Source organism: Lysinibacillus sp. 1 U-2021 (assembly GCF_029916965.1).
Taxonomy (GTDB): domain Bacteria; phylum Bacillota; class Bacilli; order Bacillales_A; family Planococcaceae; genus Lysinibacillus; species Lysinibacillus capsici.
On the sequence record NZ_CP123966.1, the window covers coordinates 4103070 to 4123902 of the forward strand.

21 protein-coding genes and 2 riboswitches are annotated in these 20833 nt (G+C 41.3%); of the genes, 3 read left to right on the forward strand and 18 right to left on the reverse strand.

What is annotated here, in order from left to right; translation table 11 throughout:
- Positions 1 to 7 precede the first annotated feature (7 nt).
- Positions 8 to 1000, reverse strand: coding sequence for an ABC transporter substrate-binding protein (locus tag QH639_RS21735; RefSeq protein WP_281115242.1), 993 nt, complete (start codon positions 998 to 1000; stop codon positions 8 to 10).
- Positions 1001 to 1163: 163 nt separating this feature from the next.
- A riboswitch (cobalamin riboswitch) is annotated at positions 1164 to 1350 on the reverse strand.
- A 182-nt stretch (positions 1351 to 1532) separates the two neighbouring features.
- Here QH639_RS21735 and QH639_RS21740 point away from each other — a divergent pair.
- On the forward strand, positions 1533 to 3470 hold the full coding sequence (locus QH639_RS21740; RefSeq protein ID WP_281115243.1) for an elongation factor G: 1938 nt from the start codon (positions 1533 to 1535) through the stop codon (positions 3468 to 3470).
- A gap of 147 nt (positions 3471 to 3617) precedes the next feature.
- On the opposite strand, the gene QH639_RS21745 is transcribed toward QH639_RS21740, so the two are convergent.
- Positions 3618 to 4373: a hypothetical protein gene (locus tag QH639_RS21745; protein WP_131520308.1), complete on the reverse strand. Its 756-nt coding sequence runs from the start codon at positions 4371 to 4373 to the stop codon at positions 3618 to 3620.
- 226 nt (positions 4374 to 4599) lie between these two features.
- Positions 4600 to 4783, reverse strand: a riboswitch (cobalamin riboswitch).
- A 213-nt stretch (positions 4784 to 4996) separates the two neighbouring features.
- On the opposite strand from QH639_RS21745, the gene QH639_RS21750 reads away from it, so the two are divergent.
- Complete coding sequence (locus QH639_RS21750) at positions 4997 to 5764, forward strand: GNAT family N-acetyltransferase (protein ID WP_281115244.1); 768 nt, start codon at positions 4997 to 4999, stop codon at positions 5762 to 5764.
- Between the two features lie 163 nt (positions 5765 to 5927).
- Here QH639_RS21750 and QH639_RS21755 read toward each other — a convergent pair whose 3' ends face one another.
- Positions 5928 to 6308 (reverse strand): PH domain-containing protein, encoded by a 381-nt coding sequence (locus tag QH639_RS21755; RefSeq protein ID WP_048395723.1) that lies wholly within the window; start codon positions 6306 to 6308, stop codon positions 5928 to 5930.
- Between the two features lie 110 nt (positions 6309 to 6418).
- Between QH639_RS21755 and QH639_RS21760 the strand changes: the two genes are divergently transcribed.
- Positions 6419 to 6787 carry a YhfM domain-containing protein gene (locus tag QH639_RS21760; RefSeq protein ID WP_281116218.1) on the forward strand — a complete coding sequence of 123 codons (369 nt, stop codon included), beginning with the start codon at positions 6419 to 6421 and terminating at the stop codon, positions 6785 to 6787.
- A 58-nt stretch (positions 6788 to 6845) separates the two neighbouring features.
- Here QH639_RS21760 and QH639_RS21765 read toward each other — a convergent pair whose 3' ends face one another.
- The 15 genes from QH639_RS21765 to QH639_RS21835 form a co-directional block, all read right to left on the reverse strand.
- Positions 6846 to 7571, reverse strand: coding sequence for an ABC transporter ATP-binding protein (locus QH639_RS21765; protein ID WP_131520310.1), 726 nt, complete (start codon positions 7569 to 7571; stop codon positions 6846 to 6848).
- Positions 7572 to 7586: 15 nt separating this feature from the next.
- Entirely contained in the window at positions 7587 to 8336 is a 750-nt protein-coding gene (locus QH639_RS21770; RefSeq protein WP_131520311.1) for an ATP-binding cassette domain-containing protein, read from the reverse strand.
- Positions 8329 to 9141, reverse strand: a complete 813-nt coding sequence (locus tag QH639_RS21775) for an ABC transporter permease (protein ID WP_054549248.1) — start codon at positions 9139 to 9141, stop codon at positions 8329 to 8331. The genes QH639_RS21770 and QH639_RS21775 overlap by 8 nt, the downstream gene beginning before the upstream one ends.
- The gene (locus QH639_RS21780; protein ID WP_281115245.1) at positions 9138 to 10106 is read right to left on the reverse strand and encodes an ABC transporter permease; all 969 of its coding nucleotides are present in this window, start codon (positions 10104 to 10106) and stop codon (positions 9138 to 9140) included. Before QH639_RS21780 ends, QH639_RS21775 begins: the two co-directional genes overlap by 4 nt.
- The gene (locus tag QH639_RS21785) at positions 10096 to 11682 is read right to left on the reverse strand and encodes an ABC transporter substrate-binding protein (protein ID WP_227744881.1); all 1587 of its coding nucleotides are present in this window, start codon (positions 11680 to 11682) and stop codon (positions 10096 to 10098) included. The genes QH639_RS21780 and QH639_RS21785 overlap by 11 nt, the downstream gene beginning before the upstream one ends.
- A 28-nt stretch (positions 11683 to 11710) precedes the next feature.
- Positions 11711 to 12517: an urease accessory protein UreD gene (locus QH639_RS21790; RefSeq protein ID WP_131520410.1), complete on the reverse strand. Its 807-nt coding sequence runs from the start codon at positions 12515 to 12517 to the stop codon at positions 11711 to 11713.
- Positions 12510 to 13139: an urease accessory protein UreG gene (gene ureG / locus QH639_RS21795; RefSeq protein WP_054549250.1), complete on the reverse strand. Its 630-nt coding sequence runs from the start codon at positions 13137 to 13139 to the stop codon at positions 12510 to 12512. The genes QH639_RS21790 and ureG overlap by 8 nt, the downstream gene beginning before the upstream one ends.
- Before the next feature lie 17 nt (positions 13140 to 13156).
- Complete coding sequence (locus tag QH639_RS21800; RefSeq protein ID WP_241489974.1) at positions 13157 to 13897, reverse strand: urease accessory protein UreF; 741 nt, start codon at positions 13895 to 13897, stop codon at positions 13157 to 13159.
- Positions 13839 to 14285: an urease accessory protein UreE gene (locus QH639_RS21805; protein WP_048395740.1), complete on the reverse strand. Its 447-nt coding sequence runs from the start codon at positions 14283 to 14285 to the stop codon at positions 13839 to 13841. Before QH639_RS21805 ends, QH639_RS21800 begins: the two co-directional genes overlap by 59 nt.
- A 53-nt stretch (positions 14286 to 14338) precedes the next feature.
- Complete coding sequence (ureC, locus tag QH639_RS21810; protein WP_131520314.1) at positions 14339 to 16054, reverse strand: urease subunit alpha; 1716 nt, start codon at positions 16052 to 16054, stop codon at positions 14339 to 14341.
- Entirely contained in the window at positions 16051 to 16419 is a 369-nt protein-coding gene (locus QH639_RS21815) for an urease subunit beta (RefSeq protein WP_016992588.1), read from the reverse strand. The genes ureC and QH639_RS21815 overlap by 4 nt, the downstream gene beginning before the upstream one ends.
- A gap of 15 nt (positions 16420 to 16434) precedes the next feature.
- On the reverse strand, positions 16435 to 16737 hold the full coding sequence (ureA, locus tag QH639_RS21820; RefSeq protein ID WP_036080666.1) for an urease subunit gamma: 303 nt from the start codon (positions 16735 to 16737) through the stop codon (positions 16435 to 16437).
- A 468-nt stretch (positions 16738 to 17205) separates the two neighbouring features.
- Positions 17206 to 18450, reverse strand: a complete 1245-nt coding sequence (locus QH639_RS21825; protein ID WP_048394485.1) for a methyl-accepting chemotaxis protein — start codon at positions 18448 to 18450, stop codon at positions 17206 to 17208.
- A gap of 159 nt (positions 18451 to 18609) precedes the next feature.
- Complete coding sequence (gene aspA / locus QH639_RS21830; protein ID WP_004230240.1) at positions 18610 to 20028, reverse strand: aspartate ammonia-lyase; 1419 nt, start codon at positions 20026 to 20028, stop codon at positions 18610 to 18612.
- Positions 20029 to 20183: 155 nt separating this feature from the next.
- Complete coding sequence (locus QH639_RS21835; protein WP_131520315.1) at positions 20184 to 20813, reverse strand: NAD(P)-dependent oxidoreductase; 630 nt, start codon at positions 20811 to 20813, stop codon at positions 20184 to 20186.
- Between the last annotated feature and the right edge of the window lie 20 nt (positions 20814 to 20833).

Consider the following 20833-nt stretch of genomic DNA (forward strand, 5'->3'; position numbering starts at 1 on the left):
GAATGGATTAAAAGTTTTCAGGATAGAAGCCCTTTGCTAAAATTTCAATGGCCTCTGCCGCACGAACTCCTTCAGACGCTGCTGAAAGTGGCAGGATGACAAAGCGCTCATTTTTGACCGCTTCCATCTCCTTTAAGGCTGGATCATTTTTTAAGAATTGGATCTTTTGGTCTGCCGTTGTTTCACCGTAATCAATCACGACAACTACCTCTGGGTTGCGGTCTACTGCATCTTCCTTCGACACAGTTGTCCAGCTAGATTCCACATCACCAAAGATATTTTGTCCACCCGCGATTGTCACAAGCTCATTCATAAAGTTTTGACCAGCTGTAAATACATCCTTTTCACCGCTATCAAACACAAGAACACGTAATTTTTCGCTATCTTTTGGTAATTTAGCTTGTACTGCCTCTACATCTTTCGTCATTTGCTCAATTAAAGCTTCGCCACGATCCTCAATACGGAAAATCTTCGCGATATTGCGAATATCAGTGAAAATATCTTCTATTGTTGGCTTTGTCATGTTGGAAGCCGTATGTAAATACGTATGGATGCCTAATTCTTCAAGCTCTTCTGGTGTGCCTACACCCTTTTCGCCAAAGCCACTTTTCCAGCCAGCATATAGGAAATCTGCCTCGGCATCGATGACTTGCTCCTTCGTTGGGTATTGATCGGAAAGAACAGGGACCTTATCGTATGCCTCTTGCAGTGGTTCATAGATTTTATCATCTAAGTAAGCTGTCCCTACCATAGAATCCTCTAAACCAAGTGCAAGCATGATTTCTGTCACATGTTGATTTAAGCTAATCGCTTTTGTTGGTGCTTCCGTATATGTTTGAGTTGTGTCATTATTTTCAATGGTTACTTCTGCTGCCGCCTCAGATGGCTCAACCTTTTCACCTTGTGCAGCTGATTCCGTTTTGTCCTTTGCGTTACAAGCCCCTAAAACAGCGACCAAGGCAATGATCATCATCAGCCATATACTTTTCCATTTCTTCATGTCCTTTTCTCCTTTGCTGTTAAAATATAGAAAGAAATCAGAGACTTCTTTACTACTAAGGTAGTTGGAAGGGCATAAAAAAACCCTCTTGTCGCCAAGAGAGTAGCATAGTGAAATAACGGTATCATTACCTTCATCACTATCCCCATCCTCGTGGTTCTTAGTCAAAAAATACATACTGGCAGGTATCCTGGCTTAGGTTCATCATCTATACGCCTTCCCATAGTTTCACTACAGTGGCATGCTGTATAGACTCCCCATTTACAGTTGCGGGACAGCATCGGAATTGCACCGATTTCCCTTTTAAGCAAATGACAAATGCCATTTGCACCAATACGTTCTATAATGGTCAATACTATTGATAGACTAGCAGAAGAAAATTTATCGCGCAATCAGTAGTATGACACTAAAAGTATAATCATCATTATATTAGCACTATTTTGACATAAAGACGAACTATTTTACAAGAAATATAGAAGCTAGTATTCTGTTACAATAAAAAGATAGCATTCTATAGAAACGAGGATTTCTTATGTACAAAACGATCGGTGTACTTGCGCACGTGGATGCAGGAAAAACGACCTTCTCTGAGCAAGTGCTTTTTCATACAAATAGTATTCAAGCACGGGGGCGAGTTGATCATCAGGATACCTTTCTTGATCATCATGAGCTAGAGCGCAGACGAGGCATTACGATATTTGCCGAGCAAGGGCGCATAAATATTGGCGATGATACATACACATTGATTGATACGCCAGGGCATGTCGATTTCTCCCCTGAGATGGAGCGTGCTATTCGTGTGATGGATTATGCCATTATTATCATTAGCGCTGTCGAAGGGATACAGGGCCATACAGAAACAGTGTGGCAACTTTTACGTCAATACCATGTCCCTACCTTCTTCTTTATCAATAAAATGGATCGTGAGGGTGCCAATATGGAGGCTGTCATCAGACAGCTTCGCAAAGATTGTTCTCAGCATGTATTGTTCATCGATGAGCCACTTCGAGCAGACTATGTATCAAATAATATTATGGAATGGCTGGCGGAGCGCGACGAAAAATTGCTTGATGCCTTTCTAAATGAGTCATTGGAGCATGAACAGTGTCTTGCTCAATTAAAGGAAATGATTAAAAATGAAGGTGCCTTCCCTTGCTTTGCTGGCTCGGCCTTAAAGGATGAGGGCATTCAGGAATTTCTTGACCAGCTCCCGCTGTTAACGGCTTCCCATTTTGACAAGGATGCCCCGTTTGAGGGCGAGGTTTTTAAGATTCGTCATGATGGGCACCAGCGTTTAACCTTTATGAAGGCAACCAAAGGCTCGTTGCATGTACGAGATGAATTTTCATTTGACGAAGTAACAGAAAAAGTGACCGAAATTCGCCTTTATAACGGCAGTCGCTTTGAGACCGTTCAACAGGTAGAGGCAGGAGAAATTTTCGCTGTCAAAGGACTGAGCCAGGCAAACATTGGGGATCGAATCGGTACAACGATGCTATCACAGCCCTATGAGCTTGTCCCAACCTTACAGGCAAAGGTTCAATATGAGGGTGATCAGCATATCAAGGAAGTGCTACAGATTTTCCGGTTACTCGAAGCAGAAGAGCCGTCCTTGCGTGTGGTCTGGCAGGAAAAATTTCAGGAAATCCATGTGCATATTATGGGTGCCATTCAATTGGAGGTCCTGACAGAGGTATTAATGACGCGTTTTTCATTAGCTGTCTCCTTTGGTGAGCCGCAAATTTTATACATGGAAACCATTGCGACGACCGTAACGGGCTATGGTCATTTCGAGCCCCTCAAGCATTATGCAGAAGTTCATTTATTAATGGAGCCAAATCCACGTGGAACAGGTAATACCTTCACCAATGCCTGTCATGCCGATCATTTATCTGTAGGCAATCAGCGCCTTGTTGAAAAGCATCTGTTTGAGCGTGACCATCATGGGCTACTGACAGGCTTCCCTGTAACAGATATTCATTTTACACTTCTAACAGGTCGCGGGCACAATGAACATACATCGGGGGGAGATTTCCGTGAAGCCAGTTTCCGTGCCCTGCGTCAGGGGCTGGAGCAGGCACAAAATGTCCTACTTGAACCCTATTATCGCTTTAAAATGAAAGCTTCAAATGACTTTATCGGTCGTATGATGACTGATATTCAGCAAGCAGCTGGCACGTTCGATGACCCGATTTTATCCGAAACGGATGTTATCCTAACAGGTCGTGCACCTGTTGCCACTTTAATGAGCTACAGTACAACCTTTGCCGCCTATACAAATGGGAAAGGTGCACTCACACTCCAATTTGATGGCTATGATGTGTGCCATAATACAGAGGATGTGATTGCACAGTTTGGCTACGATAGAAATGCCGACCCTGAGTATAGTTCCTCTAGTATCTTTTGTGCTAAGGGCAAAGGATATTCGGTTCCATGGCAAGAAGCACAGGCAGCCATGCATTGCCTGTAGGATGGGATGAGCCTGCTCGCTTCGGGTATTTCCTCGGCTTCCGCGGGTATCCATCGCTCTAGCGCGGGTATTTCTTGCTTGGGCATCAATATATCTCTACCCTGCCATAAGATATTACAAGCCCTCCAAAAAATGGAGGGCTTGTTTTTATAGTGCACCGACAGCTTTCTTTGTTGGATTGTCCAACAAATATGCGGGTTCAACTATTACATAGTCATGCTTGTTCGTAAAATCAATGAGTACCTTACCAGGTTGACTTTTTAATAGTTGTAGATGATCAATTAATTGCAGTAAAAGCTCGTGACCGTTGCCACGTGGATGCCAGTTGAAATGATAATCATTTAACGCTTGCACCGCTTCAATAAATTGGGCATATTCCTGCTGCACAAATGCAATGAGTTTGTCATGATGAGATGCTAAATCATATAAATATGTTTCGTAAAAGCGCATGACAATCGAGCATAATAAGTCATTGACACGAGCGGCACTTAAAACAGGCTTGGGCTCCAATGATAGACGGTCGAGGTTGGGCTTTGCGCGTGTAGAATCAATGCGCGTAATTAAGTGATACGCTTCTCCTTTGACCTCATAGACAATCGGATTGGTCGGCATGTACATCATAAAACTATTCGTCTTTGTTTTTAGTTCATCTGCTATGGCTGCTTTCGCTAAAAGATGACCGTCCACATCCCCATTTTGTATCCAAATAATTTCTTTATTATATAAGATTTGCTCAAAGAAGCGATCATTACGAATCAGCTTCGTTGCTAATAATTGATCGATCAGAGACTCGACCACCATTCTTGTTTTCGCTTTCTTGGCAACTTCTGTGCGTGGTTGCTTACAAATGTTCAGATCTTCATAAGGCGTTTCCAACGTTGTCGTTACATGAATATTTGTCATACGTGCATCCCCTTTGCGTACATATTTTCAAAACAAAAAGGACTCCCTACTTTTGAGGAAATCCTTCATTTTATCTTCTTTCATCACACAATGCCAAACAAACCCTAAGTATGTGTGAACGAGTTCGATGGTGAACCCTTTCATTTACTATGGGCGTTTGACGTACTGTGACGAACAGAGCATTCTGTTTTGTCAACATGCCACCTCCTATTCCTCGTAGGTTTATGGTGTGTACTCGTAACAGGCAGGTATCCTGACTCATGATCATCGCTTCTTTTCTCCTTCCCGTCATTTGACAGTGGTTGCTGAAAAGTCGCTCACATTTACAGTTGCGGGACAGTGTCGGATTCACACCGACTTCCCTTTTAAGCAAATTGCACGCAATTTACACCTCTTACTACACGCTATTCAGTTGTCATAGGAATCGAGTGTACTCCACATTCCTATTAGATTACTAAAATCAATTGTAAAGTAGTGTTTTTCTAAAGTCAAATATCATAATATTTTCCAAACTACTAATAAAGTTATAGGGGGATATAAAAAAGGTGAACTGCGTATTTTTTATCTTTCATTGACTTTATAATGAAAGATAGTGTACTTCTAATAGTGGAAGGATGAAAAATATGAAAACAAGTCAACAATTAGTAACGAGTAATTTAGAGGAAAAAATGAAACTATTTACTCGAGCCGTTTCTGGACAAATTATAGAGGAAGCTCATTTTGTCATAGCCAATACAAATATTCCAACTGATACATTTAATTTGTTAGTAGCGAAATCGCCTATAATTCATAAGGAAAATCATCTTAAACAAAGGATTAATCATTTCATTGTGAATAAACTTCCCTTCAGCACGTGGGTGGATGCCAACTATCTAAGCGATGATTGGCTACAACTGATAAAAGACTGCAATTTACAGGAAGCTGAACGAAATATGATGATGAAGCTTGACCATACACTTCACACAGGTCCACGAATTTCCAATTATCTTACCATCACAGAAGTAAGTAACAAGGAAGATCTTCTACAATATAAGGAAGTTTTTCTAAGTTTATTTGGAGAAACAGCAGAAAGAGATGCATTAGAAATTTACTTTCATAAATTCTCACAGGAAAAACTAGCATCAAATGCCCGCATGTTTATTGGTTGTATAAAGGAAGTACCTATCGCTACGGGATTATTAATCGACAGTAAACATAGCTATGGGATTTATGATGTGATGACAAAAGATGCGTATAGGGGCAAGGGTTATGGCAGTGAGATGTTTCAATTCCTACTCAGTCAAACAATCGATAAGCAAAAGCCCGTAGTCTTACAGGCATCAGAGGATGGAAAAAATATTTATAAACGCTTCGGGTTTAAAGAAGTCGGAGAAATGATTGTATTTGAATAAGGTCTCGGCAAGGCGCTCTTATTTACACTTGACAGTATTTTCGAGCTTACCGTAATCATGAAGCCGATTTAAAATCCGTTACACCGCCCCCTTCCTGGCACGACAGAAAAGCCTCGCAAATCTGCGGGCTTTGGGTTGTGCACACGTACTATTAGCATCTTCATTACGTCCCCAAAACATACTGTGCTAAGACGCTTTGCACCTTATAAATATTTGTCGCCTTATTGAAGTTTTTTTGAATCGGTAATGGACTGCCAGACACCCATATTTTAAGCTCTGCATCTAAATCAAATGTTCCAGCTGTTTCGACTGAAAAATGAACGATATTTTTATAGGGAATGGAATGATACTCTGTTTTCTTGCCAGTCACTCCTTGCTTATCAATGAGGATCAATCGTTTATTGGTAAAAATAAACGTGTCTCTAATAATTTTATAGGCGTTCTTGACTGTCTCGTTTGGAATTAATAAATTATGGACCTCCTCCTGTAGTTTTTCTAAATTCACCTCGCTTGCATTGCCGATCAATCCATCAAATAAGCCCACTATCTGTCCCCTTTCGCTCTCGTTTATTTAATGTATTACAAAGAAGTGAGAGCTACGACAGGAAATGGTGGTATTATTTAGCCTATAGAGGGGGTGAGTGGTTGCGAATAATGATAGCTGCCTTAGTGTCTCTACTAGCCGTTGTTTTACTAGGATGTAATGAAAAACCAGATGATGAATTAGCTAAGGTCAGCATTTCTATTGGTGCTAAATTTAACAAGGTGAACACTGATTTTTTTAAAGAATATACGGATGAAGAATCACTTACACTATTCCAACAAGCCATTGCAACAACAGTCAAAAACGAGGGTGTTGTCAATATGGCTTCGCCAGAATATGATGGACAAATAGTGGACAAGGCAGGAAACAAATATCGCTATCATCTTTGGTTAGGTGATAAAGGGCAAAACAGTAGTTTGATGCATGTCGAGGATACGCATACGATCTACACAATATCTGAGGAGTTCACTGAAAAATGAGCTGCGCTCGTTCACTCATAAAAAAACACTTCCCATTCAAAGGAAGTGTTTTGCCAAATCAATGATCCATTGCCTGAAACAGCATTTTTGCATAGCTGTCCGTGAAGGTAAAGCCGTTATTCTCTTTGTTGCTCTCATCAACAATGGTTCCAGCCTTCATCACATAAATGCGATCGCATAAATAGGAAACAGCCTTTAAGTCATGAGAGATAAAGAGAATGGCCATTGCCCTTTCTTTATTCAAGGTCTTTAATAAATCAACGATTTCTCGTTGAATCAAGCGATCTAGGCTTGAAATAATTTCATCACATACGATTAATTGTGGCTCGACCAAAAGGGATCGTAATAAATTAACTCGTTGTTTTTCTCCGCCACTTAGCTCAGAGGGCAAGGCATGTAAGATATCTGTTGGTAGCTTGACCTTCTCCAGCATGGTCTGTAAATAGGTGTCCGTTATAGGTTGCTTATGCTGAAGCGGCTCTCTTAATAGGTCCCTTACAGTCCACATGGGATTTAAAGAGGCTGTTGCATTTTGAAAAATAATCTGGCAGTTGTCATAAAAAGCTGCGCGACGATGCTTGGTTATTGGTTGCTGTTGAAAGTATACTGCCCCTTTTTCAGGAGCTTCTAGCTGCATAATTACTTTGGCCAATGTGCTTTTGCCACTGCCACTTTCTCCTACTAAGCCGACTATTTCCCCTTTTCCTACAGTAAGATGAATATGATTTAATATTGGGCGTCCCTTTCGATAGCTTTTACAAATATTGTGAACCTGAAGTATCAAAGCCCACACCTCCTCCTAAAAATGATGCGCAACTAGCTGACTAGTGTATGGATGCTTAGGCTGCTCAAAGATTTCTGTTACTCGCCCTCGCTCCACAATTTCTCCATTTTTCATGACGAGGATAAAATCCGCGATGGAAGCAGCTACATCTAAATCATGGGTAATTAAGAGTACGGTTGTTTCTAGCTGTGTATGAAGCCTTTTCAATTGTTGAATAAATTCCTGTTGATGTAGCATATCTAAGGAAGAGGTTGGTTCATCCGCTAATAAAACAGCTGGCGCCAGATAAAGAGCACAGGCAAGCATACAGCGTTGTAGCATTCCTCCAGAAAGCTCGAAGGGATAGCGCTCCAACACATCTGCTGGTAAATGTAAATCCTGTACAATATGCTTCATTTCAGCTAGAAATACTGCCTTTGTCTGCCCCATCCGTAAGGCAGTTAATCCATACAATTGCTGTTTCATTTTTTGCGTTGGCGAAAAGCTATTAGCAGCATCCTGAAAAATCGTAAAGAAGTGCCTTTGGCGTAGTACAGCTTGATCCTGTTTTGCTAATTCCACTATATTTCTTCCATTAAAAAAGATTGAGCCTTCAACTGTTGCTTGCGCTGGAAGCATGCCTAGAATGGCAGAGAGCATGGTGCTTTTTCCACTACCGCTTTCACCTATCATCACGGTAATCTGACCTTTTGGCACCGTAAACGAGAGATCATTCAATATAAATTTTTCGTTTATTCGAACAGTAACATTCTCTATTTTAAACATGGGTCTGTCCCCCTCTCTGCTTAAATCTACTACCAATAGCTTGCACGCATAAAATCGTTACGAAAATGAACATCCCAGGAAAAAGGCCCATCCACCAAGCCCCGACAAGTAAATCATTTTGTGCAGTATAGAGCATCGTCCCCCACGATGGAATGGACGGTGGAACACCGATACCTAAAAAGCTTAAGGATACTTCCGTAAAAATAGCACCAGCAAAATTAAATATCGTCACGACAAAAATGGCGGGAAGACTATTACGCAATAAATGACGAAAAAGAATCTTCCACAGCGGCGTGCGAAACATCTTCGCCATGTGGATAAACTCTAATTCCTTCAACCGGATAAATTCAGAGCGCACGATACGGGCAGTGACAAACCAGCCTGTGCACCCCATAATCATTGCCATGCGCCATACACTTCCTTGCATAATCGCTTGAAGAGCAAGCACAATCACTAAAGATGGAATTGTTAAAAATGCCTCTAGTATACGCATCATCACTGCATCAATAGCTCCACCGAAATAGCCACTTATACCGCCATAGATAATGCCAATTATGCTGGATAGAACAACCGATAACGTAGCGATAAAAAGGGTCACTCTACCACCAACGAGTAGGCGGGAAAGAACATCTCTACCTAGCTGATCTGTGCCAAGGAGGTGTGTTCCATTAGGTGCTTCATAAATATGATTCATATCCATCGCGTTTGGCTCAAAAGGCACTAACCATGAGGAAAATAGGGTGAAGCCTACTAAAAGACCAAGAATCACTAGCCAAAAGATGAGCATTTTTTGCTCTTTTCTCATACGATTCCCCCTCTTCTTAAGCGGGGATTGAGACAAATCATGAGGACATCAATCACAAATAAACAGATAACGACTACTACGCCAGTGATTAAAATGGCACCCATCAGCACAGGAAAGTCCTTTACCATCACTGCTTTCACTAAAAGCTGACCTAAGCCTGACCAGCCAAATAATGTTTCAACCACGATGGATCCTCCAAAAAATGATGGGATGGTCACACCGACATAATTGATATATGGAATAATGGCATTGCGTAAAATCATCCTACGAATAGCTCGCTCTGGTACTCCGTTGGCACGTGCCACCTCTACATAATAACGATGCTTCTCTGCCTTCACATTTTCCTGTAAAAAACGTGCGAATACCCCTACATGTGCCAGTACAAGGACCGATAAAGGAAGAACCATATGGTATAGTCGGTCCACAAGGCCGCCATCCCCTCGTACATCCTTCATCCCCGATGAAGGAAACCAGCCTAGTTGTACAGAGAACACCATGATGAATAAAATGCCAAGCCAAAATGGAGGAATGGCTGAGCTAGCAATACTTACAAAGGAAAGTCCGCGATCTAATAACGAACCCTCCTTCATGCCTGCCTGTAAGCCGAGCCATGTTGAGGCAATGGCTACGATGCCTAAAGTTCCAACAACGAGCTGTAATGTATTTGGTAAACGTTCTTGTATAATTGTCGCTACTGGTCTGCCTTCTTTTGCCGAGTAGCCTAAATTTCCTTGCATCGCTTCACGGAGCCACACACCATATTGATAGAGTATCGGTTGATCCAGACCAAAAGCTGTTTCAATGCGTTCTTTCTCCGCTGTCGATAACGTTTGGACATTGCCACCATAATACGCTGCAGCTGGATTACCAGGAGCCGCATGCATCATGAAAAAAGAGAGGAAGCTCACGATAATGAGGACAATTGTCCCCATTATCACGCGCTTCCCGATCCATTTAGCGATCATGCCATTTCCACTCCTCGACATTCCAGAGGAAGCCTGCCCCATGATGACCTAAAATGCGCTCTTTGACGCCACTAATCTGCTGATTAATACCATACACAGCATCCACATAGGCAAAGTAGGCGAATGGTGGATCTTGTGCTAGCTCCTCCTGTAATGCCCCATAGACTTCCTTACGTTTTTCAGGATCAACGGTTGTACGCCCCTCCTCTAGCAATGCATCCACTTTCGGATTGTTATAGCTACCGTAATTGTAGCCAGCACTTGTGAGACTGGATTCACCAGAATGGAAGAGACTATACGTATGATGGTCAGCATCATACGGGCTTCCCCAGCCAACCATAAAGGCTTCTGTTTCTTCAATGACAATATTGCTCCAATCGAGTGCAGCTACTTGCACATCTGCCCCAATCTCTTTATAGCCTTCTGCCACATAATTAGCCATGTTCACACGCACTGTGTCAGTAATAGGTGCCGTAATAGTAAATGCTAATTTTTGATTATTCTTATAGCGGAAACCATCCTCAGCTAGTTGCCAGCCCGCTTGTTCGAGTAGCTCGCTTGCTTTATCAAGGTCATATTTATAATGCTCAATGTTGGCGTTTACAAAGGCATGCTTTTGTAGCGGCGAGTATGCTTCTGTACCGTATCCATATAAAATGCCTTTGACAATACCTGCACGATCTGTCCCATAGCTAATGGCCTTGCGAACAGCAACGTCTTGCCAAATAGGATACTTCATATTAAAGAGAACACCACGATAATCTGCTGATTCCACCTCATATAGCTTTAAATGCTCGACCTTCGATAGCTCCTCTACCTGATTCGGGTCTAGTAACGCTATATCGACCTCACCCGATTTTAGCTGGAGCGCACGCACATTACTATCGGGGATAAATTTAAAAATTACTTTCTCGATAGAAGCTTTTGTGCCAAAGAAAGATGGATATGCCTTTAGTGTCAGGCTTGTCCCTTTGTCCCATTGTTCAAACATATACGGACCCGCACCGATTGGCTGCTGGTTAAATGTAGCGGTTCTCATCTCTTGCCCCTCAAAGGCATGCTTTGGTAAAATTGGCACCGTTAATTTGTCTAATAGCGGTGTAAATGGCTCATCTAATTGGATAGTCATCGTCATGTCATTGACCTTTTCCATTGACACAACATGGCTAAAATCAGACTTTAAATAAGAACCGTTTGCATCATCCAAAATACTGTTAATGGTAAACATAATATCGTCCACCGTTAATGGGTGCCCATCATGGAAGGTTACATCCCTGTGAATCGAAATGGTATAAATCATCTGGTCATCTGATATTTTAATACTTTGAGCAATATCATTGATGGGTACATTATGCTCATCAAAGCGCATCAGACCTCTAAATAAAAAGGCATCTAAATTGGTTTCCTCCAAAAGAGGATTTAAGCCTGAAAACTCAGACTCTGAGGCAAAAACAAGCTCATTTGCCTGGGCAGATGATGTAGGTGTCGGTTGTTTCTCTCCTCCTTGATTAGACGAGCAGCCCACAAAAACTACCGCTAGCACCATCAAAAGTATCAATACGGAAAACTTTTTCAATTTACTATCTCCTTTATCACAACAGAAATTACAGCAATGCTGCGATGTACTCGAACATGCGGTTTATTTCTTTGTGAAGTGTTCGTTGCTCCTTGGCAAGCCATCTACAATGAATGGCTTGATCTGTCAATTTTGTCACACTCGCCTGAAGGGACTTTTCCTGTTGGATTTGATCCTGTAAATCCCTTATTTGAAGTTTGTTAACCGATGGAGAGACAATCCACAAAGAACCAATATAGCGTGCCTTTTCAAGCAAGCCGATTTTGGCAAAATTCATCTCCTCCGGCTTAAACTGCAACGAGTCATAAGCTATCAAAGTATCCTTTACATAGATCTTGTATTTGGATTGGAATGTTTGATAGTCAAAGATTTCTCCTCGCATTTCTCTACCTGGAGCAACAATTTCTCCCCAGATCAATGTCGAGCTTTCCTTCATACGAATGGTTGTATGTACCTGAAATTTTGCTCGTTCAAATGGAATCGTCACTTCAGGGAGCCATTCTAATCTCGCCTGCTCTGCAAGTTCCACCGTTATAGCTTGTGTACAAAACTCACCATTGTGAGAAGGGTAAATTTTTAATGCTGATTGTTGCTTTAGCTTCACCTGACTATCTGGCGCTAGTGTAACCGTAATTTCATTGCGATCTCCTGCAACCATGCCCCCTGAGGATTCCATGATAAAAACGGTGGCTGCTGGATGATTGCCTTCGTATAATTCACGACTGGCCTTTAATGGGGGTTGCTGGTACACATGAACAAGTCGTGTATAGCCCCGTCTCGGTTCAAAGGCCATCTCTAATTTGCCAAAATGATTAACTTTGCTAGGGTTAAACATCTTCTTCAACTGCTTCGGCACCTTCAAGTAACAAATGGTGCTGAATCCATTCAACCACCTTATCTACATTTGTTTGGGAGCGAACATCCGCAAAAATATATGGACGTCCACTACGCATTTTTTTCACGTCCTGATCCATGAGCTCCAGATCAACCCCAACATGAGGAGCTAGCGAAGTTTTATTAATTAGCAATAAATCTGAACGCGTTAGCGCTGGACCACCCTTACGTGGGATGTCCTGTCCTTCTGCCACATCAATCACATAAATATAGCCATGCACGAGCTCAGGACTAAATGTTGCCGATAGATTATCGCCACCGCTTTCAATAAATATAATATCTAAATTAGGAAAGCGCTTATTCAAATCATCAATGGCAGCAAAATTCATGGATGCATCCTCTCGAATGGCTGTATGTGGACAACCACCTGTTTCTACTCCAATAATTCGCTCCTCTGCTAACACACCGTTTGTGATTAAATACTGTGCATCTTCTCTTGTATAAATATCGTTGGTAATGACAGCTACGTTGTAGTGTTCATGCATTACCCGTGTTAATTGATCGACTAAAGATGTTTTGCCTGATCCAACAGGCCCACCGATACCAATACGTACTGGTTTCATGTATATCCTCTCGCTTTCTATGAAATAAATAATCTCGAAAATAAAAACTCATGCTTCATGGACGCCAGTTCAATACCTAGTGCATTATTGGCTAGATCATCCATTGTTAACGTCAACACCGTTTCGGCTGCTTCCTCCACAGAGGCTAATAGCTCATGTAATGCTTGCACACCTGTATTTTGACCAAACGGTACAGCACGGACAGCATTTTGCACTAAACCACTAATTGATGCGTACATAAAGGTCATGATTGCATGAAAAACGTTCACACCTAGTGCTTCACAATAAATCCCATAGAGAACTGCATAATGGCCTTTTACTTCTTCATGGTCAATCTTCTCTTTCCATTGCAATAAAAAAGGGCTCTCCATTAGAGGGGCTACTGTTCGCATAAATTGCTTCCCTACATTGACACTAGCATCTCTAGATTCTTTCGCTAGCTTCATTGCCCCACAAAGTTGGTCGAGCTCAATAAGACGAGCAACATCTCTTCTTTTAGCTGCATGGAATGCCTCTTGTATGAGAATTGCATCACCGTAAACTACATTGTGAAATAAATAGACCTGACAAAACTCAACTAATTGTTCCTTTGTGCGAATGATATCTTCCTGAATATACGTTTCCATACCATAGGAATGTGTATAGGAACCGATTGGAAATGCGGAGTCATGAATTTGCAATAATTGTAATAAGGATAAATTAGTGAGCGTGTCCACGGTATTTGAACGGTTGCTTGAAGCGTCGTTCAGTTGTTTCATAGTGCACCCCAATTTCATCTAATAATGGATTAATCGTATGATCTGCTCGTACGATGATTTCATTGTTTGCAATCAAGCTAGGAGTATGACGGTTGCCCAATTCAAAGGCAGCTTTCCCCATTTCATACATATCTTTTGGTGTAATGACGATAACTGGCTCCAATTTTGTACGAATTGCAATTCGTCGTTGCTCATCCTCGAATAATAGGTCACCATATTGTAGAGGCTCTTCACCCTCTATACGTAAAGCGATATCTGTTCCTTGATCCGTTGCTGTGCGAAGAATGCGTTTGCTTAATTCCTCCCACTCTAGCTCAATCCATTCCGTTGCCTTTTGTGGATGTTCTTCTTCATTCGCTATATTGCCAATAATTTTTTCTATTAACATATGGTTTAGCTCCTCTTTTTCTTTGTATTCGCTGTTACACTCATATCATGTGCTTAGAATAAGAAATAGCGTTGTGCCATTGGAAGTACATCCACTGGCTCACATGTTGCTAGCTCCCCATCAATTTTCACTTCATAGGTTTCTGGATTAACATCAATCTGCGGAGTGGCATTATTAAGCTTCATGTCAGCTTTACGAATATTTCGGCAATTTGAAACCGTGCCAATCATTCGTTTTAGGCCTAATTTTTCTGGCAAGCCTTCTTCCACAGCAATTTTCGGTAAAAATGTCATGCCGCAATGTTGTGGCCCTTGACCGTAGAAGCCATATGTTGGACGACCTTTCATTGGCTGCGGTGTAGGAATGGAAGCATTTGGATCACCTGTTATGCCATACACAGCAATACCAGCCTTAATGACAACTTCCGCCTTCACCCCAAAGAACGCTGGGTCCCATAAGACAATATCCGCTAATTTACCTTCTTCCAGCGAGCCTACTTCATGGCTTATGCCATGGGCAATAGCTGGGTTAATATTTAGTTTTGCTATATAACGCTTAACGCGATAATTATCGTGATCCTTGCCTTCATCCTGTGGTAATGGACCACGCTGTTTTTTCATTTTGTCTGCTGTTTGGAACGTTCGGATTGTGACCTCACCAACACGTCCCATCGCTTGTGAATCGGAAGACATGATGCTCAAAATCCCTAAATCCTGCATAATATCTTCTGCTGCAATTGTTTCTGGGCGTATGCGTGAATCTGCAAATGCCACATCCTCTGGTACATCATGCTTTAGATGGTGACAAACCATCAGCATATCTAAATGCTCATCAATCGTGTTTGTCGTAAACGGTTTCGTAGGATTCGTCGATGCTGGCAAAATATTAGGTAAGGATGCCATCACTAATTGGTCTGGAGCATGACCGCCACCCGCACCTTCCGTATGGAAAATATGAATGACACGGCCATCAATCGCATTGATTGTATCTTCTACAAACCCTGCTTCATTCAATGTATCGGAGTGGAGGGCAACTTGAATATCATATTCATCTGCCACCGATAGACTTTGATCGAGTGCAGCTGGTGTGGCACCCCAGTCCTCATGTATTTTCAACCCGATCGCACCTGCACGAACCTGCTCGATAATAGGCGCAGGATCAGATGCACTACCCTTTCCAAGCAAACCAACATTGATGGGGAATCCCTCCACAGCCTGTAGCATGCGATGCAGATGCGATTCACCAGCCGTTAAGCTTGTCGCTTTTGAGCCTGCTGCTGGACCTGTTCCACCGCCTATAAATGTCGTTGTCCCTGCTAATAATGCTGTTTCCACCTGATCAGGGCTGATGAAATGGATATGCGTGTCGATTGCTCCTGCTGTTGCAATAAGCCCTTCGCCTGCATAAACCTCTGTTCCCACACCTATGATCATATCCTGATCCACACCATCCATACTGTTCGGATTGCCTGCTTTCCCTATACCGATAATACGACCATCTTTGATACCGATATCTGCTTTTACAATCCCTGTATAGTCGATAATCATAACATTGGTAATAACTGTATCCAGTACACCTTCATTGCGTGTATTTTTACCATTTTGCCCCATTGAGACACGTAGTGATTTACCACCACCAAAGACCCCCTCATCACCGTATGAAGTATAGTCCTTCTCAATTTCAATCCATAAATCCGTATCGGCTAAACGGACTTTATCCCCCACAGTGGGACCAAACATTTTTGCGTAAGCTTCATGTGTTACCTTCATTTTTCTTCCGCTCCTTTAAAGCCACCTTCAATTGCCTTGTCCAAAATTTCGTCCTTATGGTGGGTAGAGCCCTCTGTTAACATATTTAAGCCAAAGACATGTTGTTTACCACCAAATTCGACAAGCTCCACCTCTTTTTCTTCCCCAGGTTCAAAACGCACGGCTGTACCTGATGGAATATTGAGGTGCATACCAATCGCATCTTGTCGATTAAACGCTAGAAATCTATTAACTTCAATAAAATGAAAATGGGAACCTACTTGTATCGGGCGGTCACCTGTATTCGCCACCAATACCTTTTTCGTTGCTCGTCCCACATTGATTTCAATCACTCCGTTTTTCGGTCTAATTTCTCCAGGAATCATCCACAAACACTCCTTTTACTGAATTGGACGGTGAACTGTGACCAGCTTCGTCCCATCTGGGAATGTACATTCAACCTGCACATCTGAAATCATGTCCCCGACACCTTCCATCACATCTTCCGCTGTCAGTACATGCTTGGCATCACTCATAAGCTGTGCTACCGTTTTACCATCTCGAGCACCTTCCATAATAAAACTGCTAATTAGAGCGACAGCTTCTGGATAATTCAGCTTTAAGCCCCGAGCTTTTCTTTTCAGCGCAAGTTCTCCTGCCACATGGAGGAGTAATTTTTCTTGTTCAACTGGTGATAGCTTCAATCCAATCTCTCTCTTTCTTTTATTCAGAATTATCTTTCAATAATATTTTTTCGAGGCATGACTTCCTTTCAATTTTTTGTAATGGTCTTACGATTCAGTTTTAGTTACATTTAGTTGTTGTCTTACAAATTATAATTTCGCAAGGGATATGCGAAGAGAAATAGAAATGACTTGTTGACCCGGCGAGTGCGGGTTGCAATAGTTGAAGTGAGTAATAGAGGTAACAGCTAGTCCATTATAAGAAACTCGATTAGAAAATTCAACATTTTTATTTATCTGTTAATTTACAAGTTTACGAAATAAATAATAAAAAAAGAGGCATATTTTACAGAAAATTGGTCGTCTGTAAAAAAGCCTCTTCTCGAATGTGTGACAGGAAGATAAAAATTATACTAAAAAACTTATAAAATTATTAATATGTGATAGTTATTTCAGGGCTAAAAAATCTTGAAAATATCAATTTCTTACCTAGACATGAAATTGATTTGTTAACTTTTGTAAGTTATCCGCTTGGACACTTAAATCCTGTGTGACATGATTAACTGCTTGCATTGAGGCTGTTTGCTCATCCATTGAATGTAAAACAGCTTCTGTATAATTCGATAGCTTGCCCATGCCAGCTGCGATGGTTGTCACAGTGGATGCCACTTCATTGGCGCTACTTGAAAGCTGCTCAGCTGTCGTCGAAATATCCTCTAGCTGACTTGTCATCTGACTAACATGCTGTGAAATTGTGCCAAATGATTTTGTCGCTTCGTCAATGACATACACTCCTTGTTGAACATTTTTCAAATCATCTTCTACTGATGAGGCTACTTGTTTTGTATCACTTTCTATTCCTACAACTAAATCCACAATTTGCGTAGCAGAGTGCTTTGATTGTTCTGCTAATTGACGCACTTCTTCAGCTACAACGGCGAAGCCTTTACCATGCTCCCCAGCGCGTGCTGCTTCTATGGCCGCATTTAATGCTAGTAGATTTGTTTGATCTGTAATGGTAGTAATCATATCTGTCATTGATTTAATATCTGACATTTTAAGGGATAATTGCTGCATCAATCCACTTGTTTTTTCTGTTGAAGAGGAAATAAATTGCATTTGCTCTTTTGCCACATGTAAAATATTTGCACCATTTCCTGCTATCTCGCTAGCATCTTTCGCATGCACAAACACATCTTGTGTGGCTACTGTAATTCGCTCAATGCCATCAACGGTTTCTTGCATAGATTTAGCACTATCATTAGCCGATTGTGCTGCTTGCTTCAAGCCCTCTGACGTCTTCTCCATTTGTTGATCTACTTCTTCCACAGCAAGCGTAATTTCATTCGTACTCGCAGATAATTCCTCGATGCTTGCCGATAAATCTGTAGAGCTGTGCGCAATTTTTTGTGTCATTGTTCGTAATTGTTCCTGCATCTCTAAAAAGGATTGTGCTAGTTGAGAAATTTCACCATTATCACGAACCTCAATGACAACGGTATCTAATTGACCTGCCGTAATTCCTTGTGCAGCCTCTGTGATTTGTTTGATAGGCTGTATCACTTTGTAGTGGACATACACTGTGTAAGATAGTGTAATAGCAATTCCTACAATCGTTAACACGGTAGAAAACCAATCCAATGTCGTTACATTGGCTAAATCGATAAATAAAATAACGATCATTAAAACATTTAAAACGGAAAAGCCAAGTAAACTCTTTTTTCGTAAACTCATTACAAATTCCCCCAACTAAAATATGTCTTCCATACCATTATTATAGTTGAATAATCCTAAAATACATAAGGATACGCTCTATTTTATATGAGAAAAGGTCTACAAAAAAAGACTATAGACAGCCTTTTAGGGCATGTCTACAGTCCATTATTGCTCGTTTTATTTTAATTTCATGATACTAGAACCCGCAATACCTGGGTGTGTCATTTCATATGGATCTAAAATCAAGTCTAATTGTTCTTTTGTTAGGACGCCTTCTTCAATGCAAAGCTCACGAATTGAACGACCTGTTAAAATAGCTTCACGTGCTAGACGAGCAGCTACTTCATAACCGATGTGAGGGTTAACTGCTGTTAGCACGCCTACACTTTTTTCTACATATTCTTTCATGCGCTCTTCATTTGCTTCAATATCTTTTAAGCAGTTTTCTGTAAACGCACGGAATACATTATTCATAATGCTAATCGATTGGATTAGGTTGAACACTAATACAGGCTCCATTACGTTTAATTCTAATTGACCAGCTTCCGATGCTAGAGAAATTGTATGGTCATTCCCAATTACTTGGAAGGCTACTTGATTCAGCACCTCAGGCATAACTGGGTTAACCTTACCTGGCATAATTGAAGAACCTGGTTGACGAGCTGGTAACAGGATTTCTCCTAAGCCTGCGCGAGGACCAGAAGCCATTAAACGCAAGTCATTAGCAATTTTAGACATATTAATCATACAGATTTTTAAAGCGCCTGATACTTCTGTATAGGCATCTGTATTTTGTGTTGCATCCACTAAATGCGTTGCACCTTTTAATGGTAAACCAGAAATTTCAGCAAGATGCTCATCAACAGATTTAATGTAGTCTGGGAAGGCATTTAAGCCTGTACCGACAGCCGTTGCACCCATGTTCACATCATATAAATTTGGACGTGTTTGACGAATGCGTACGATGTCACGGTTGATCACGCGGCAATAAGCTTCAAACTCTTGTCCTAAGCGGATTGGCACAGCATCCTGTAAATGCGTACGTCCCATTTTAATGACATGAGCAAATTGCTCTGCTTTTTGATGGAAAACGGATTGCATATAATCCATCGTTACTAATAATTCATCTATTAAATTTAACACAGCGATATGAATAGCTGTTGGGAAAGCATCATTTGTTGATTGTGACATATTGACATGACTGTTTGGGCTTACTGTGTGATAGTCACCTTTTTCTTTCCCTAAAATTTCTAGGGCACGGTTAGCGATGACTTCATTGGCATTCATATTGATGGATGTACCTGCTCCACCTTGAATTGGGTCTACGATAAATTCAGCATCCCATTTGCCATCAATCACTTCTTGTGCTGCTTCGACAATTGCCTCACCAATTTCTTTTGATAATAGGTGTACTTCCATATTACTTAATGCAGCTGCCTTCTTCACAATCCCCATTGCTTTAATAAGTGAAGAGTGAATTGTGTAGCCTGTAATTGGGAAGTTTTCCGTAGCACGTAGTGTTTGAATTCCGTAATACGCCTCTGCTGGTAATACGCGCTCACCTAAAAAATCTTTTTCTATTCGTTGTGTTGACATTATTGTCGTCTCCTTTTATGTAATACTCACACTTGATAGTAGCTAATAAAAGTCGTATTGTAAACAGTCATTTTTCTGTAAACGAAAAAAATCCTTCAGAAAAGCAAAAAAATCACAAAAAACCGAGCGCATTTCCTACGCTCGGTTGCATTTTATTATTTATTTGACGTTACTGTGAAACGGCTATTAACGTGCTGTGGGTTTTCTAATTCATCGACGACAGCCACTGCGTAATCGGCATAGCTGACATAGCTTTCCCCCGCATCATTTACTAATAAGTGGTCGACGCCTGCTGTATAGTGACCTGTACGTGGTCCTTCTGGATCGAAAAATGCAGATGGACTAATAAATGTCCAAGTAATGGGTGATTGTTGTAAATCCTGTAGGTTTTGTCCTTGATTTTGCGCTGTTGCTAAATACATGGCTGGGAAATCTGGTGTATCCATCACACGCACTTTTTTCTCTGGGTCCACAAATAGACTGCCCGCTCCCCCTACAACCACTAATTTTGTAGGAATACCTTGGAAAATTGAGATCAAATGACGACCAGTTTTGACATGTAAATCTTCTTGTCCAGCTGGAGCACCGAATGCATTGACAACGACATCGAAGCCTTTTACATCATCTTGCGTTACATCAAACACATCTTTTTCAATTACTGGAATAGCAGCTGTCACTTTTGCTGCGGAACGAACGATGGCTGTGACCTCATGACCACGTTGTACCGCTTCCTCTACTATTTTTTGTCCAGCTTTTCCTGTTGCACCAATTACGGCAATTTTCATGATTTATTCCTCCTAAGGTT